At 58.4% G+C, this 262-nt stretch carries 1 protein-coding gene; it reads left to right on the forward strand.

Annotated elements, in window-relative coordinates:
• Nucleotides 1-262, forward strand: a 262-nt coding sequence (locus SB660_RS21515) for an AMP-binding protein (RefSeq protein ID WP_410584441.1), incomplete at both ends; no start/stop codon positions are given.

Consider the following 262-nt stretch of genomic DNA (forward strand, 5'->3'; position numbering starts at 1 on the left):
GCCGCAGCTTTTCTTGAAGAAGGGTTGCAGGGCGTTCCTCCGATTGGGAAACCGATTTGGAACACGCAGGTGTATGTGCTTGATAATGGATTGCAGCCGGTGCCGCCGGGCGTTGTCGGAGAGCTTTATATTGCAGGCACCGGCTTGGCCAGAGGTTATTTCCATCGCCCTGATTTAACGGCGGAGCGCTTCGTTGCAGATCCATACGGACCGCCGGGAACTAGGATGTATCGGACCGGAGACCAGGCCCGCTGGCGTGCCG

This window comes from Bacillus sp. SIMBA_005, assembly GCF_046535585.1.
Lineage (GTDB): Bacteria > Bacillota > Bacilli > Bacillales > Bacillaceae > Bacillus > Bacillus pumilus.